The sequence below is a fragment of the Nonomuraea sp. GTA35 genome, from assembly GCF_041950525.1.
Classification (GTDB): domain Bacteria; phylum Actinomycetota; class Actinomycetes; order Streptosporangiales; family Streptosporangiaceae; genus Nonomuraea.
This window is the reverse complement of the sequence record NZ_JBGNUV010000014.1, coordinates 285,481-301,094: the sequence shown is the minus strand read 5'-3', so window position 1 is coordinate 301,094 and position 15,614 is coordinate 285,481. Positions and strand designations below refer to the sequence as shown.

At 73.3% G+C, this 15,614-nt stretch carries 15 protein-coding genes; 11 read left to right on the top strand and 4 right to left on the bottom strand.

Annotated elements, in window-relative coordinates:
• Positions 1-42: 42 nt before the first annotated feature.
• Both ACBJ32_RS45680 and ACBJ32_RS45675 read left to right on the top strand, forming a co-directional pair.
• The gene (locus tag ACBJ32_RS45680; RefSeq protein WP_375132172.1) at positions 43-612 is read left to right on the top strand and encodes a TetR/AcrR family transcriptional regulator; all 570 of its coding nucleotides are present in this window, start codon (positions 43-45) and stop codon (positions 610-612) included.
• A gap of 199 nt (positions 613-811) precedes the next feature.
• On the top strand, positions 812-1,792 hold the full coding sequence (locus tag ACBJ32_RS45675) for an NAD-dependent epimerase/dehydratase family protein (RefSeq protein ID WP_375132171.1): 981 nt from the start codon (positions 812-814) through the stop codon (positions 1,790-1,792).
• Positions 1,793-1,961: 169 nt separating this feature from the next.
• Here ACBJ32_RS45675 and ACBJ32_RS45670 read toward each other — a convergent pair whose 3' ends face one another.
• Positions 1,962-2,138, bottom strand: coding sequence for a hypothetical protein (locus ACBJ32_RS45670; RefSeq protein WP_375132170.1), 177 nt, complete (start codon positions 2,136-2,138; stop codon positions 1,962-1,964).
• A 106-nt stretch (positions 2,139-2,244) separates the two neighbouring features.
• Between ACBJ32_RS45670 and ACBJ32_RS45665 the strand changes: the two genes are divergently transcribed.
• Positions 2,245-2,484 (top strand): DUF1345 domain-containing protein, encoded by a 240-nt coding sequence (locus ACBJ32_RS45665; RefSeq protein WP_375132169.1) that lies wholly within the window; start codon positions 2,245-2,247, stop codon positions 2,482-2,484.
• 77 nt (positions 2,485-2,561) lie between these two features.
• On the top strand, positions 2,562-2,918 hold the full coding sequence (locus ACBJ32_RS45660; RefSeq protein WP_357893195.1) for a response regulator transcription factor: 357 nt from the start codon (positions 2,562-2,564) through the stop codon (positions 2,916-2,918).
• Here ACBJ32_RS45660 and ACBJ32_RS45655 read toward each other — a convergent pair.
• Positions 2,896-3,549, bottom strand: a complete 654-nt coding sequence (locus tag ACBJ32_RS45655) for a response regulator (RefSeq protein WP_375132168.1) — start codon at positions 3,547-3,549, stop codon at positions 2,896-2,898. The two genes, ACBJ32_RS45660 and ACBJ32_RS45655, sit on opposite strands and share 23 nt — an antisense overlap.
• 106 nt (positions 3,550-3,655) lie before the next feature.
• Between ACBJ32_RS45655 and ACBJ32_RS45650 the strand changes: the two genes are divergently transcribed.
• On the top strand, positions 3,656-5,023 hold the full coding sequence (locus tag ACBJ32_RS45650; protein ID WP_375132167.1) for a CHASE3 domain-containing protein: 1,368 nt from the start codon (positions 3,656-3,658) through the stop codon (positions 5,021-5,023).
• 120 nt (positions 5,024-5,143) lie between these two features.
• The gene (locus tag ACBJ32_RS45645; RefSeq protein ID WP_375132165.1) at positions 5,144-6,112 is read left to right on the top strand and encodes a PrsW family intramembrane metalloprotease; all 969 of its coding nucleotides are present in this window, start codon (positions 5,144-5,146) and stop codon (positions 6,110-6,112) included.
• Between the two features lie 203 nt (positions 6,113-6,315).
• Here ACBJ32_RS45645 and ACBJ32_RS45640 read toward each other — a convergent pair whose 3' ends face one another.
• Positions 6,316-6,903: a TetR/AcrR family transcriptional regulator gene (locus ACBJ32_RS45640; protein WP_375132164.1), complete on the bottom strand. Its 588-nt coding sequence runs from the start codon at positions 6,901-6,903 to the stop codon at positions 6,316-6,318.
• Between the two features lie 102 nt (positions 6,904-7,005).
• Here ACBJ32_RS45640 and ACBJ32_RS45635 point away from each other — a divergent pair, with 102 nt between their 5' ends.
• The gene (locus ACBJ32_RS45635; protein ID WP_375132163.1) at positions 7,006-8,478 is read left to right on the top strand and encodes an MFS transporter; all 1,473 of its coding nucleotides are present in this window, start codon (positions 7,006-7,008) and stop codon (positions 8,476-8,478) included.
• A gap of 92 nt (positions 8,479-8,570) precedes the next feature.
• On the opposite strand, the gene ACBJ32_RS45630 is transcribed toward ACBJ32_RS45635, so the two are convergent.
• Positions 8,571-9,971 carry a serine hydrolase domain-containing protein gene (locus ACBJ32_RS45630; protein WP_375132162.1) on the bottom strand — a complete coding sequence of 467 codons (1,401 nt, stop codon included), beginning with the start codon at positions 9,969-9,971 and terminating at the stop codon, positions 8,571-8,573.
• Positions 9,972-10,342: 371 nt separating this feature from the next.
• Between ACBJ32_RS45630 and ACBJ32_RS45625 the strand changes: the two genes are divergently transcribed.
• The 4 genes from ACBJ32_RS45625 to ACBJ32_RS45610 are packed head-to-tail and all read left to right on the top strand — an operon-like array spanning position 10,343 to position 15,610.
• Positions 10,343-11,233, top strand: coding sequence for a lantibiotic dehydratase C-terminal domain-containing protein (locus ACBJ32_RS45625; RefSeq protein WP_375132161.1), 891 nt, complete (start codon positions 10,343-10,345; stop codon positions 11,231-11,233).
• Entirely contained in the window at positions 11,230-12,324 is a 1,095-nt protein-coding gene (locus ACBJ32_RS45620) for a thiopeptide maturation pyridine synthase (RefSeq protein ID WP_375132160.1), read from the top strand. Before ACBJ32_RS45625 ends, ACBJ32_RS45620 begins: the two co-directional genes overlap by 4 nt.
• Complete coding sequence (locus ACBJ32_RS45615; protein WP_375132159.1) at positions 12,321-13,676, top strand: SagB family peptide dehydrogenase; 1,356 nt, start codon at positions 12,321-12,323, stop codon at positions 13,674-13,676. The genes ACBJ32_RS45620 and ACBJ32_RS45615 overlap by 4 nt, the downstream gene beginning before the upstream one ends.
• Positions 13,673-15,610: a hypothetical protein gene (locus tag ACBJ32_RS45610; protein WP_375132158.1), complete on the top strand. Its 1,938-nt coding sequence runs from the start codon at positions 13,673-13,675 to the stop codon at positions 15,608-15,610. The genes ACBJ32_RS45615 and ACBJ32_RS45610 overlap by 4 nt, the downstream gene beginning before the upstream one ends.
• Positions 15,611-15,614: the final 4 nt, after the last annotated feature.

The window sequence follows — 15,614 nt, the reverse complement described above, 5'->3', positions numbered from 1 at the left end:
ATGGGTTCTAACGCAAGTCTCGACTGCGTTAAGGTGGGGGGTATGGATGAGCAGGGGCGGGTCAGGCGGCCCGGCGGGCGCAGCGCCCGGGTCCGCGCGGCAGTGCACCAGGCCGTTACCGAGCTGGTCAGGGAGCGCGGCTACGGAAACTTCACCGTCGGCGACATCGCGGCCCGCGCGGGCGTGGCCGACACCAGCCTCTACCGCCGGTGGGGCAACCTCCAAGCCCTGCTCAGCGATGTGCTGCTGGCCCGGCTCAACGCGCGGTCGCCGATGCCTGACACCGGCAGCCTGGCCGGCGACCTGCGGACCCACGCCGCCAACGTGGCCCGCGAGGTCACCGGACCCGACGGACTGGCGCTGGTGCGGCTGACCCTCGCGCTGTCAGGCGAGGGGCAGCAGGGCCTTCAGGCGCGCGACGAGCTCCTGGCCGACCGCACCCGGCAGTTGCAGGCCATGCTCGACCGCGCCCGCGACCGCGGCGAGGACCCGCCTGACGTACTGGAGGTGCTGGACCATCTCCTGGCGCCGATCTACATGCGCGTCCTGTTCGGCGCGGGCCCGCTCACCCCCGACTACCTCGACGGGCTGGTCGACCGGTTGCTCGCCTGATCCGGCCCGGCGCGAACCCGAGGTGTCACGACTTTCGGGCCGCTGGAAGCGATTGCCCGCAACAAGATCAACCGAAGAGGATCCACCGCAGTGGTCCCGGGTCGCTGGTCACCAGCCAGGTCCGCCCATTCGCACGCGCCGGCACCGGCGAGCCCCCAGGTCACATGATCGAAACGACAGCGAAGGGATGATCTACGGCATGCGTGTCTTGATCCTTGGAGGAACCGGGTTCACGGGACGGCGCATCGCGCACCGGCTGGCGCGGCGCGGCGACGAGGTCATGGTGGTGCATCGGGGAGGCACCCAGGCCGACCTGCCGCCCGGGGTGCGCTTCCTGCACACCGACCGGCGCTCGCTGGCCGACCACGCCCGCCGGGTGAAGGACTTCGCGCCCGAGGCGGTCGTCGACGCCTACGCGCTGACGGCCGGCGACGTGGACGCGGTCCTGCCCGTGCTGCCCGAGGTGCCCACGGTGGTGCTGTCCAGTGTGGACGTCTACCAGGCGTTCACCGGGCTCAACACCGGCCGCGAGCTGTCGCCCATGCCGCTGGACGAGGACTCCGAGCTGCGCCGCGACCGCTACCCCTACCGGGACGCGAACCTGCCGGGCGTCCCGGCCGACTACGACAAGCTCGACGTCGAGGAACGCTGGCTACCGCGCGGCGCGGTGGTGCTGCGCCTGCCCATGATCTACGGCCCGTACGACGGGCAGCGCCGTGAGGACGTCATCCTGCGCAGGGTCCGCGCCGGCCGCACCCGCATCCCCGTCGGCGCGGCCAACCTGCTGTGGACCCGCCTGCACGTCGACGACCTCGCCTCCGCCGTGCTGGCCGCCCTCGACCGCCGCACCGCCGACGGCCAGGCGCTGACCATCGGCGAGTCCCGTACCGCCACCCTCGGCGGCTGGTTCCGCCAGATCCTGCGGGCGGCCGGCTCGCCGGCCGAGCTGGTACGCGTCCCCGACCAGGTCCTGCCTCCGGCCCTCGCGCTCACCGGCGCCCCCGCCCAGCACGCCCTGGTCTCCTCCGCCCGGGCCACCGCCCTGCTCGGCTGGACCGCCGGCGACCCGGCGGTGCGAGTGGCGGAGTCCGTCCAGTGGCACCTGGCCCATCCCGCTCCTCAGCCGTGGAGCCGGGAGGAGGCCGCCGCCGACGACGCGGCCCTGGCCCACGCCGCCTGACCGACGGCACGATGCCGGCCCTCTCCCCGCCGAGCCCGGCTTCACCCGCGACGGGCACGGTGTCCTGCCTGCCCGTCGGGTGAGGCGGCCGGCTCTGCCCCTGCGGCATCGCCACGATCACGCCGCGGTCCTTCACCGTGGTCTCCCGACCGGCAAGGTCGATCTTGGCTCACCCGAGGTTCGAGCTCGGGTCGAGGCCGGTCAGCCCGGCGGTGGCGGTCCACAGCCGGGCCGCGAGTACGGTGTCGGCCAGGTGACCTTGGACGCGTTCGAGAACGGGCAGGCCGCGGACCCCGAACACCCGGGGTCCCCAGAGCCGGCCGCCGCGTACGGACGGGTCGAGCACGGCCCGGACGGCGGGCCAGGCGGCGGCCTCCTTGCCCTGCAGGAGAAGGCCGGCCGGCAGGCCGCGATCGAGAGGACGGGGAGAGCGGTCCCGCGCGGGCGCGGACGTGGCCGTGGTCGTCGCGGCGGTGGCCAGCCTGGCGGCGGTGGGCTACATGATCATGACCGCCGGAACCGGGGTCGCCTATCTGGCCTTCACCGTCGGGATGACGTTCCAGGTCTCCGACACCCAGTTGCGCACCTCCGCGTTCCGCTCGACGGTGCTGCGCCAGGCCCTGCTGTCGTACCTGTTCGGGACGGTCATCGTCGCCCTGACCATCAACCTCGTCGCGGGCCTGGGCCGATGAGCGCGCCGGCGGTAGGCACGAGAGGGTTCCAGCTAGCGGGAATGCCCCGCGCCCTGCCGGGGTGGGAGCCTGGGGAGGTGGAGTTGCGCTGCCTGATCGTCGATGACAGCCGGCGGTTCGTGGAGGCCGCGAGCCGGCTGCTGGAGCTGCAGGGCGTCCAGGTCGTCGGCACGGCCGCGACCGGAGGCCGGGCGTTGGAGCTGGCCTCGGCGCTGCGGCCCGACGTCGCGCTGGTCGACGTCGGGCTGGGCGAGGAGAGCGGCTTCGACGTGGCCGGCCGCCTGGAAGCCGTCCCGGTCATCATGATCTCGACCCAGGACGCCGACGACTTCGCCCAGCTCGTGGAGGCGAGCCGGGCGGTCGGGTTCCTGCCGAAGGCGCGGCTGTCGGGGCCCGCGATCCGCGAGCTGCTCAGCGGGCATCGAGGAAGGTGAGCACGGCCAGCACCCGGCGGTGGTCGTCGTCGGCCTCGGACAGGCCCAGCTTGGTGAGAATGCTGCGTACGTGCTTCTCCACCGTGCCCTCGGTCACCCACAACCGGCGGGCGATGCCGGCGTTCGAGCGGCCCTCGGCCATCAGCGACAACACCTCGCGCTCGCGCGTGCTGAGCGCGTCCAGCGGGTCGTTGCGGCGCCGCGCCGACACCAGCTCCTGGACCAGCGCGGGGTCGACGACCGAGCCGCCCCTGGCGATGCGCAGCGCCGTGTCGACGAAGTCCTCCACGTCGGTCACCCGGCTCTTGAGCAGGTAGCCGATCCCGCCGCCGCTGGCCAGCAGCTGCATGGCGTGCTCGGCCTCGGCGTGTGCCGACAGCACCAGGATGCCCACCTCGGGGTGCCGCTCGCGGATCTGCGCGGCGGCCCGCAGCCCCTCGACCGTGTTGGTGGGCGGCATCCGGATGTCCACGATGGCCAGCTCCGGCCGCCGTTCGCGGACCAGGTCCAGCAGCTGGACGGCGTCGCCGGCCTGCCCGATCACGTCCAGGCCGGAGCGCGCGAGGAGGCTGGCGAGCCCCTCGCGCAGCAGCACGTCGTCGTCAGCGAGAACCACCTGCGTATCGGCCATGTCGGCATTATGGGACCTTGTCCCTGATCGGTACACTCCGGGCATGCACGATGGCCGGTCAGGCGCAGCCAGGAACGATCCAGGCCGCGGTCTCACCCTCCGCACCGTGACGGCCGGCGCCGTGCTGGCACTGATCGTGGGCGCGGCCTTCGCGGTCCTGCTGGTCTCGATCGGCGACCTGCGTGAGGCCTGGCGCCGCGAGCAGCGCTCCGCACAGGTCCTGACGATGGCCAACCGGCTGGAACGTCTGATCATCGACATGGAGACGAGCCAGCGCGGGTTCGCCCTCACCGGCCAGGAGAGCTTCCTGCAACCATGGCAGGCGGCCGTCGCGGCCTTCCCCGGGCAGGCGAGCGAACTGGAGCGGCTGGTGGCCGACGACCCCGCCCAGCACGAGCTCGCCCGGAGGATCGAGGCGGAGGGCACGTCGTACATCGACGCCTACTCCGTCCCGCTGGTGCGGGCCATGCGCGGTGACCGGGCCGTGGCGAGGGCGGCCGAGACCGCGGAGGGCAGGCGCCGGGTGGACACGATGCGCGGGGAGTTCGACGCGCTGGTGGCGGTCACCCTTTCCGCGGCCCGGACCGAGCAGCGCCAGTCCGACACGGCGGCCCTGCGCGCGATCACCAGCGGCGTGGCCGGGCTGATCGCGTCGGTCGCCCTGATCGGGGCCTACTCCCTCTACCTGGCCCGCGCGGTGGTCACCCCGGTGCGGCGGCTCGCCGGGGCCACGCGGCAGCTGGCCGACGGCGACCTGCGGGCCCGGGTGCCCGAGCGCGGGATCGGCGAGATCCGTGTCCTGGAGCGCGGCTTCAACACGATGGCGGCCACGCTGGACGGGCAGCGGGAAGAGCTGGCCGCCTCCCGCTCGCGCATCGTCACCTCCGCCGACCAGGCCCGCCGCCGCATCGAACGCGACCTGCACGACGGCATCCAGCAGCGGCTGGTCTCGCTCGTGCTGGACGTGCGCACGACCCAGGCGACACTGCCGCCGGACCGCCCCGACCTCGCCGAACCCCTCGACCGGCTCGCCGACGGGCTCGGTGAGGCCGTGGACGAGCTGCGCGAGATCTCCCGCGGCATCCACCCGGCGATCCTGAGCGAGGCCGGGCTCGGCCCGGCGTTGAAGACCCTCGCGCGCCGCAGCCCGGTGCCGGTCGAGCTGGACGTGAACGTGCCTGGCCGGCTGCCGGAACCCGTCGAGGTGGCCGCCTACTACGTGGTCTCCGAAGCGCTCACCAACACCGCCAAACACGCCCAGGCCACGATCGTGACCGTGCGGGCGTGCCTGGAGGAGGGGACGTTGCGGCTGCGGGTGAGCGACGACGGCGTCGGCGGCGCCACGTCCGGCACGGGCTCGGGGCTGCTCGGGCTGGCCGACCGCGTCGAGGCGCTGGGCGGCGCGGTCACCGTCGACAGCCCGCCCGCCCGGGGCACCACCCTGCACGCCGATCTGCCGGTCACCGGAGGCTGACCGGGATCCCGGGATTCCAGCCAGCCGGTAGCCGGGATGGCCGCTGGCCGGGACGACACCGCGGCGGGGCCCGCGGATCCTGAAGGGGAAGCCTTGAGCACTCCCCGGAAGGAGCCCGCGGTGAAGTCACACCCGGCAGTTTTCCCTGATGTCGCATTCGTCAACGAGCCCGGAGTGCGGCGCTCCGGCCCGAGCTGGGTCCGGATCCTCCTCGGAGGGCTGGCGCTGTGGGTGGCGACCGTGGTGGTCACGTTCGTCACCGGCAACGTCAACCTGGTGCCGACGATCATCCTGGTGGGCAGTTTCTTGGTCCCCGTCACGTTCGTCGCGTTCGCGTTCCGGCGCGCCGACGCGGTGATCACCACCCAGCGCATCTTCTCCGCGTTCGTGTACGGCGGCGTGCTCGGCGTCCTGGGCGCCTCGATCCTGGAGTCGGCGCTGCTGACGAACATGTCGAGCTGGGGCTACCTGGCGGTCGGGGCGATCGAGGAAGGCGTCAAGCTGGCCGCGCTCTGGCTGCTCGCCCGCCGGCTGCCCTTCTACACCGCGCGCGACGGCATGGTGCTCGGCGCGGCCGTGGGCTTCGGCTTCGCCGCGTTCGAGAGCGCCGGGTACGCCTTCAACGCGCTGTTCACCTCCAGCGGCCTGTCGCTGCTCAATCTCGTCGAGACCGAGGCCCTGCGTGCGGTGCTCGCCCCGGTCGGGCACGGGTTGTGGACCGCGCTGCTCGGTGGCGTGCTGTTCGCGGCCGCGGCGCGCAGCCGCGGCGGCCAGCCCCGGCCGGACCTCCCGCTCCTCGGCTGGTACGCCGTCGTGGTCCTGCTGCACGCCCTGTGGGACGCCGCGCAGACCATCGCGGTGTGGCTGACCCTGCTCGTGACCGGCACCCCGGCCCAGTGGGTGGCGATCATCCGGCTCGGGCAACTGCCCGGCGTCACCCAGACCCAGGTCCACCTGTTCACGATGCTGAACTGGGGGCTGCTGACAATCGACGGGCTGATCGGGATGGCCCTGCTCCTCGTGCGCTGGGTCCGGCTCGGCAGGGGGCGCGCGACCGCGCCCGTCCCGCTGACCGGCAGCCTGCGGTGACCGTTGTTCACCACGCCGCGGGACGGCCCGGGCCCGGTCAGCCGGGCCCGGGCCATGACGAAGAGATACCTGAGATCGACCCTACGAGGAGGCCTTCGCGCCCGGCCGTGAGGCTCGCCGGACGCCCGTTCCTCCACCAGCCAACGCGCCGGGCGGCGCGTCCCAGGACCACTCGCTGTGGACGCTGTCCGCCGCCCTCCGGTTCAGTCCGGTTCATCCACCCGGAGGCGGAGCCCGTCGAGCATGACGGCCAGAAGCTGGTCACGGTGTACAGGGGTCCGCTCCGCAGCCCAGGCGACCGAAGCGATGAGGGAGAAGAGCGCGGAAGCGTCAATATCCGGCCGGATCGTTCCTGCGTGCTGGGCTCTGGCCAGCAGTTGCGCCCCGGCGGCCTTGACGGCTTGGCAGGTGGCGTGGAGTTCGGACGCGGGGTCGGCGAGGCTGTCGACGAGGGCGTCGACCAGGCCGCGGTAGGCCATGGCGTGCTCGACCGCGGCTGTGAGCCAGGTGGTCAGGGCCTGGTGCGGGGACGGGGAGGCGAGCAGCTCGTCCGAGCGTGCGCGCAGGCCGCGCAGGCTCTCGCCCAGCAGTGCCTCCAGCAGTGCCTGGCGGGTCGGGAAGTGCCGGTAGAGGGTCACGTTGCCAACGCCGGCGGTGCGCGCGATGTCGTTCAGGGAGGCGCCGACGCCGTGCTCGGCGAAAGCCGTCCGGGCGGCCGTCAGCAGACGCTCGTAGTTGCGTCGCGCATCCTTGCGCCCTGCGGGCCGGGTCTGCGCCGATCGATCCGCCATGGGACCCTCCACACGTTTGCCAAAACGAGGAGCCTCCTCATATCTTAGCTCACCGAAACCGAGGAGCCTCCTCGTTTCGTTGCTTCCATCCTGAGGAGTGCCATGACCGAACAGCGCACGCACATGGCGACAGCGGGATCCGGGCCCGCCGGCGCTTCCCGCCCCCAGCGCCACCCCGGCCCGGTGCTCGCCATCGTGCTGATCTGCCAGACGATGTTCATCCTGGACACCAACGTGGTGAACATCGCCCTCCCCGACATCCAGCACGACCTCGGCTTCTCCGCGGCCGGCCTGTCCTGGGTGCTCAACGCCTACATGCTGGCCTTCGGCGGTCTGCTGCTGCTCGGCGGTCGCGCGGGCGACATCCTCGGCCAGCGGCGGGCGCTCATCGGCGGGGTCGTCATCTTCACGGCCGCTTCACTGGCCGGAGGGCTGGCCACCTCGGCCGAGATGCTGCTGGCGGCCCGTGCAGGTCAGGGAATCGGCGCCGCCATGGCCGCCCCGACCGTGCTCGCCCTCATCACCGTAGGCTTCCCGGACCCCGCACGCAGGGCGCGGGCGCTGGGGGCTTACGCGGCAGTCTCCGGCTCCGGCGCCGCGATCGGCCTCGTCGCCGGTGGCATGCTCACCGACTGGATCTCCTGGCGGTGGGTGCTGTTCATCAACGTGCCGATCGGCCTCGTCCTGCTGATCCTGGCCCCGCTGTTCATCACCGAGACCGAGCGCCACCCGGGCCGCTTCGATCTGGCGGGTTCGCTGACCTCGACGCTCGGCATGACCGCGCTCGTCTACGGCTTCATCCGCGCCGCCGAGCAGGACTTCGGCGACGCGGTCACCCTCGGCGCGCTCAGCGCGGCCGCCGTCCTGCTGGCACTGTTCGTGGCCGTCGAGTCCCGTGCCCGGCAGCCGATCGTCCCGCTGCGGCTGTTCGCCGACCGCAACCGCGCCGGCGGCTACCTCGTGCTGCTGTTCGTCCTGGCCGCGGGCAACGGCATGTTCTTCTTCCTCACCCAGTTCCTGCAGCAGGCCCGCGGCTACAGCCCTCTGCAGGCGGGATTCGCCTTCGTGCCGCTGGCCCTGGCGATCCTGGTCTCTTCCGGCGCGGCGGCCCGGCTGCTGCCACGCCTGGGCGCCAAGACGCTGATCGCCGTCGGCGCCGCAGCGATCACCGTGGCCCTGCTGTGGATGACGCGGCTGACGCCCCAGGCCGGCTACGCCACGGCCCTGCTCGGCCCCATGATGATCGCCGGCCTCGGCATGGGCGTCCTGCTGGTGGGAGCCACCACCGTGTTGTCCTCCGGGATCCGGCCCGAGGATGCCGGCGCCGCCTCCGGCCTGCTCAACGTCATGCAGCAGATCGGCGGCGCGCTGGGGCTGGCCATCCTGGTCACGGTGTTCGGCGCCGCCACCCGCGTCGCGCGCGGACCGGCCCACCAGATCCTCACCGAGGGAGTCACCGTGGCCTTCACCCTCGCGGCGGCGTTCACCGCCTGCACCGTCCTCCTGGCTCTGGCCATGAAGAACCGGCAGGCTCCCGCCGCCGGATCCCCAGCCGCGGAGGAGCTCACCCGATGACGCAGGCGTGCACCGGCAAGGCCGGCCACGCCCGGATCAGAGGTCCACAGGCTCAGAAACCACTCCGGTTCTCGCCACCCGCCGCGCACGCTTCATGGCCGTCGTGGCCGCGCCGCGCCCCAGAGGCGCGCGGCGACCACCGTGAGGCCCGCGGCCGCGGCCGTCACCAGCCAGAGCATGAACGTCGGGTAGAGGTAGGCCAGCTGGACCCAGCCGGCGTCGCGGCCGCGTGCCAGTATGCGATGGATCGGGGCGATCGTCGCGCACAACCCGATCGGGATCAGGTACGGCGCCAGCCGCCATCGCTGCCATCCCGTGCGGCGTGCGGCCCATCGCCGGGCACGCGCCGTGCCCCGCACCGCGAGCCCGATGGTCACCAGGGTCAGCAGTACGAAGAGCGCGTCGGTGGGGAGCGATTGCTGCCCGGAGGGCGGCTGCGGAGTGCCGCCCTCGATGATGGCGACCAGGCCCGCCATGAGGGTGTGCGCGTCGGAGAAGGCCATACCGGTGTTGGCCATGACGGCGATGCCGTATCCCGAGCCGGGCATCAGCAGTTGGTGGGCGGTGGAGGTGAACAGGTCGCCCCCGTGCTCGAGCACGAGGGCGCCGCGCTCGGTCTTGTCGATCATCCAGCCGAGGGCGTAGTCCTGGTTCTGCTCGGAGGCGGTGCGCATCTCCCCGACGCTCCGCGGGGACAGGAGACCCTGGAGGCCGGTGTTCTGCGCGACCAGCCACCTGGCCAGGTCGTTGGCGGTGCTGATGACCCCGCCGGAGCCGTTGCCGAACGCGGAGGGCTCCGGCACGGCGAGGGCCTGGCCGAGGACGTACAGGTGGCCGCGGGCGCTGTCGGGCATGTCGCGGTCGGTGTTGATCGTCGTGCTGTTGCGCATGCCGAGGGGTTCGAACACGTTTGCGTCGAGGTAGGCCGCGAACGGCTGGCCGCTGACCACTTCGACGAGCCGGGCGGCGACTTGGTAGTTGGTGTTGTGGTAGCTGAAGGCGGTCCCGGGATCCGCCGCGAGCCTGGCCGTCCTGAGCCGGGCCACGGCGCCTTGGAGCGTTCGAGGCTGAGCCAGGCTCTTCTCGTGGAAGGCCGAGTCGGCCATGCCGGAGGTCTGGTCGAGCAGCTGCCGTACGGTGATCTTCGCGGCCCGGGGGTCGGCCAGCGTGAACTCGGGCAGGTAGCGGCGCACCGGCTGATCGAGGGCGACCTTGCCCCTCTCGGCCAGCTGCATGACGGCCAAGGCGGTGAAGGACTTGCTGACCGAGGCCACCGCCATGGGAGTGTCGGCTGTGACGGGCTCACCGGCGGCGGTCTTGCCGTATCCGCCGGTGTGGATGACTCTGCTCTGGTTCGTGATCGCCACCGTGACGCCAGGCAGGCCCGTGGCCGCGCGGTACTCCTCGACGTAGGCGTCGACCGACGCGGGGATCGACGCGGGAACGTCGGGAGCCAGGACGAAACAGATTGCAGCGAGGGCGGTTTTGAGCACCTGCCGAAAGCTACTGAGGCCCTCTTTCCTGCACCATTGCGAGAAACCGCCGCGTTTGTTCCGGGAAACCGCCATGTGAAACCCGAGCTCACAGCACCGAAACCGTATTTTCGAGCGGGACACGGTCTCCGAGGTTCCCTTCACCGCGGACGCCGCCCTCCCTGTCGTGGTCCACGCGGCGGCGCCGTCCTGCGCGAGCGGAAGCTGGTGGACGGCTCCGCGGACGTGCCTCCGGCCGGCTGGCAGGGCGGCTCACCAGGCGCGTATACGGGGCGTGTTCTGGAGTTATACCAGCGCTCGCTACGTTCCTCGATCATCCGGGCCGGCCGGCCGCGGCGGCAGGGACGAGTCAGGGAGCGGGTGGTGTGCGGGTGACCGGCACGCGGTCGTGGATCAGCGTCCACGTCTTCTACGACGGCGACCTCGATCTCGTCATCACGGACCTGCTGGCCACGGTGCAGGACCGGCTCGACGATGCCGCCGCCGGTGCGGGCCTGTTCTTCCTGCGGTACTGGGAAGGGGGCCCGCACCTGCGGATCCGTGCCCTGCCCGCTCCGGGACGCGCGGACGACGTACGGCGGGTCCTGTCCGGCGCCACCGGGGACTTCCTGAGCCGCCTCCCCTCGCCCACCCGGGGAACGCAGGCGGACTACGACCTCTACGCGCCCGCGATGGCGGCACTGGAGGAGCTGCCGTCGTACGAACGCGATCTCCGGCCCAACAACTCCTTCGCGTTCATCCCGTACCGGCCGGAGACCGGCACGTACGGCACGGGTGCCTGCCTGCACGCCACCGAGGACCACTTCGTCCGATGCAGCGGAGCGGTACGGCGGTTACTGGCGGCGCGGCCCTCCCCCGACCGGCGCACCACGGCGGCGTTCGCCGCGCTCGCCCTGAACCGGTGGATCGCCGCGCGCTGCACCGGGCGGCCGGAGCCGGGAACGCCCTCATGGCCGCCCGGAGGGCAGGCCGAGGCCCGGTACGAACGCCGCCGCCGCACCCTGCTCGCCATCGCGGAACGGACGCGGGCGCTGGCCGCGGACCCGCCGGAGGAACCGTCCGGTTTCGCCGGCGTCCTCGCGGCCTCCGCCACCACCCTGGCCGCCAGGCTCGGGGAGCCCGGGGCCGTGCGGGAGGTCCTCGACAGGTGCGCCCACCTGACCTGCAACCGCCTCGGCGTGAGCCTGACCGAAGAGTCCTGGCTTCGCGATCTGGCCGATCGGGCCTTCGCCGAGCTCGCCAGGGACGAGGCTGCCGCATGACGACGCCTGGCTGGCACAGCGTGCACATCCACCACTACGGCGACGCGACCGACCGCTTGCTGGTGGAGGCCGTACGCCCGGTCATGACCGAGCTGGCGGCCCGCGGTCACCGCTGCTGGTTCGCCCGGCACTGGCGCCAGGGCCCGCACGTGCGGCTGCACGTCGAAGCCACCGACGGCGCCTTCAGTACGGACGTGCTCCCGGCGGTCGAGGCGCGGATCGGCCCGTACCTGGCGGGGCTGCCCGCAGCCGGGGCCGATCCGGACGCGGTTCTGCCGCTGCACCGACGGCTGGCCGAGGCCGAGTCGGAGCCCGGCCCGCTGACCCCCTGGTACGACGACAACTCCTGGCACGTGGAGGCGTACGACGCCCGGGTGGCGGTGCACGGCACACCCGAGGCGGCCGCGCTGTACGCGGACTTCATGTGCGCCGCCAACGATCACGCCTTCGCCGTCCTCGGCAGGGCGATCCAGGGGCAGGGCGTGCTCGCGGCGGTGTTCGACGCCATGGTCGTCGTGGCCGACGAGTTCCACTCGGACGGGATCGAGGCCGGCTACCTCAGCTACCGGTCGCACGCCGACGCCTACCTCGCCCAGCAGGCCGGCGGCGCCGCGCGGGCACGTGCGTGGGAGGCGCACTTCCAGGACAGGGCCGGCGTGCTCGGGGCTCGCCTGGACGCCCTGCTCGACCCGGGCTCGGGGGCCGTGGACGACGCGACCGAGAGCCTGGTCGCCGCCCTGCTGGCGAGCCGGGTACGCGGGCTCGACCTGCGCGGGCGCGGGCTGCTGCCGATGGGAGAAGGCGGGGACGACCTGGCCCTGGTGCGCGACGCCTACCGGGAGCTGAGCCCGTTCCACCGGGCCCTCGCCGAGAACGAGCGGTGGCTCGGCGAGGTGCTCCCGTCCACCTGGTTCGCGCTCTTCCGGCTCGTGCTGAATCTGATGTACCTGCAGTTCACCCGGTTGGGGCTGACCCCGTTGCAGCGCTATTTCCTCTGCTACCTGGTCGCCGCGGCGGTGGAACGGCGTACCGGCAGGCAGGCCACCCAGGTCCTGCGCGACTTCGCCGCGGCGGGCGGAGGAGCCGGGTGAACGCGGGCGAGACCCTGAGGCTTCGCGCGGGGGTCGCGATCGGCCGCGAGCGCAACGGTGCCCACCTGGTGGGCTACCCCGACACGACTCCGATCGACGGTGGTGACCTCGCCGTCGTGCGGGCGCTCGCCGCGGGGGAACACCGGGCCGAGCAGTTCCCCCCGCAAGCCCGTACGCTCCTGTCCCGGCTGCGTGAGGACGGCTGGCTCGTGGTCACCGTCCACGACGGTGACACACCTGTCCACACCCTGGAGCCCCGGCTCCGTCCACCGGCAGGCGCCCCCGCGGACGCGCCCGCCACCGCGCGGCTGTCACGTTTCACCACCATCGCGGCGGCGCCCGGCGGCGGCCTGCGTGCCACGTCGCCTCGCGCCTGGGCCTCCATCACGGTCCACGCCCCGCAAGCGCTGGCCACGCTCGCCGATCCCGGCTCAGCCGCGCCGCTCCCGGGCATCAGCGCGCAGGCGGCGTTCCTGCTCAGGCGCGACCTGCTCTGGTCCGGTCTGGCCGTGACCGGGGACGAGGACGAGGAGTTCCGCGTCCGGCAGTGGTCCGCGATCGATCTGGCGTTCCACCGGAGCAGCCGGGGCATCGACGGCGGGGGCGGGGTGGCCGGCGGGTTCGGCGCCACGTACTGGGGCCGGGAGCACACGGCCGCGCCGGCCCCCCGGCCACCGGCCGCCGGGCCCGCCACGGACCTGCCCCGCCCCGACCGCGAACGTGTCCTGGCCACGGACCCGAGCCTGACCGAGGTGCTGGAAGCGCGCAGGTCCGTACGTGACCACGACGCGGGCAGGCCGATCACGATCGTGCAGCTCGCCGAGTTCCTCCACCGCTGCGCCAGAACCTCCGACCGCCCGACCCCGTACGGCGACCGGCCGCGCCGTGCCTATCCGGGCGGTGGCGGCGTCCACGAGCTCGAACTGTACGTGGTGGCCCACCAGGTGGCCGGGCTGGCGCCCGGAACCTACCACTACGACGGGTACGGCCACCGCCTGGAGCGGGTGGACAGGCAGGCCGGCGCCGAAGGGATCCTGCTGGACGCGGCGCGGTCGATGTCCGGCGCCGGGGCGCGGCCGCAGGTGCTGGTGCTGGTGACCGCGCGCTTCGAACAGCTCATGTGGGTGTACGAGGGCTTGGCGTACGCGCTGATCCTCAAGAACCTCGGCGTCCTGATGCAGACCATGTACCTCGTCGCCACCGCCATGGGGCTCGGCGGCTGCGCCCTGGGGAGCAGCGCGCCGCGCGCCTTCCAGCGCATCACCGGAGCCGATCCCCTCAGCGAGGACGTGGTCGGGGAGTTCATGCTCGGCACCGTCGCCGCGGAGCACCCGACGGAAGGAGACGCATGAAGCTGCGCCTGGTCGACCACACGTACCTGGCCCCGATCAGGAACGGGGTGCACCTCATCACCCCGGCCGGACCGCTCACCCTCACCGGGACGTCCATCGCCCGATGGGTCGAGGCCCTCGCCCCGCACCTGGACGGACGGTCGAGCCTCGCCGAGATCACGGCGGGCCTGCCGCCCGCGCACGCGGACCTGGCCAGGTCGATCCTGATCCAGTTGCGCGACGCCGGCGTCGTCCGCGAGATCGCCGCCGAGCCCGCGCAGGGTGCCGGCGACGACGAACCGGGCGGTTTCGCGGCGGAGGTCGCCTTCGTCGAGGCCCACATCGACGGGGCGCGGGCCGCGTTCGCGCGGTTCCGTGACCTCAGCGTCGCCGTCGCGAACGACGGCCTGGCGGCCGATCCGCTGCCGGAGGCGATCGCCGCCTCCCTGCGCGCCTCCGGAGCCGCGCGGGTCCGGGTGTGCGACGCGGACGGGCTCGGCGAGGAGGACCTGTGGAGCCTGGACGTCCTCCTCCTGACCTCGGCGCTCGGCCCCGCCGCCGAGAGGGCGCGGTTCGTGGACCGGGCCGCACGTGACGGCCTCGCCGTCGGCCACGTCCTGCGGGACGGGACGGACGTCTGGTACGTCCCCGTGCGGGCGGCCAAGGACGACCCCCTCGTCGCGGTACGGCCGGAGTCGCTGCGCGCACGCCTGAGGAGAGCACCACGCGCCCCTGAGGCGATCACCGGCGTGCACGTGGAGGTGGCCGCCGCGCAGGTGGGACGCGCGGTGTTCCGATGGGCCACCGGCACCGCGGACCCGCGGCACGCGAGCAGGCCGACGCGGCTCGGGCCGGACCTGATCACCTCCAGGCACCACTGCCAGCCGCACCCGTACGAGCTGCCGGCGGCGCCGCCCACCCCGGACGCGGTGCTGAGCCGGGTGGACCACCTGCGGTCCCGGCCCGCCGAGGACGCGCAGGAGTTCTCCGACGCGGCGGTCCGGGCCGCCGACGAGCTGTTCGGCCCGTTCCGGTTCCTCCCCGACGACTCCGCCGCGCAGAGCCCGCTGCACGTGTCCGAGGCCGAGGCCGGCGACGTGCTCGCACCCGGGCCGGGTGTGACCGTGCGTGCGGTGGGTTTCGCCTACGCCGGCACCCGGATCGAGGCGGCCCGCCGGGCGCTGGCCCGCTACGCCGCGCTGACGGTCGATCCGCGGCGCCTGGTGGACTCCGGCGGCACCGCGCTGGCCGCCGAGGACGCCGAGCCCGCGGCCCTGTACGCGGCCGTGACCGCCGGCGCCCCAGGCGGGTTCGCCATCGCCTACGACCTGGCGGCGGCGGCGCCCGTACGCCTGGCAGCCGCACGGGCCTTCCCGCGGCTGGCCGGGCAGCGGGCCGCCCCCGGAGAGGGCTTCGGCGCCACCTGGGAGGAGGCCGTGGCGAGAGGGCTCTGCGCCCACTGGACACGTGACGCCGACCTCATCGACGACCCCGCGGGCCGCCCCGTCACGGCCGATCCGGCGGGGCTGGACGCGGTGGGACGGCGCTGCTTCACCCTGCTGGCCGAGCTCGGCGAGCTGCCCGAGGTCCACGACCACGGCGGCCGGTTCGGGGTCACCAGCCTGTCGTTCCACCGCGGCGGGACGGAGGTGGCCAGGACCGCGGGAACCGCGTCCTCGGCCTGGACGCAGGGACTCCTCGAAACGCTCTTCAGCGTCCAGCGGCGGATTCACGCGGGACGGACCCGCCCATGGGCGGCCGCGCAGCCCGCGCGGGCCACGATACGGCTCGACCCGGGCCACGTCATCGACCCGGACGGGGTGGCGGTGGCCCTGGCCGCCACCGGCCGCCGCGCCGTCGTCCTGCCCCTCGACCACGACCCGGCCGTGGCGGCGATCGCCCCGCTGAGCCTGAGGGTGGCGATCGCCGGCTCTCATGACCTCTGTCAGGCCTGAACCC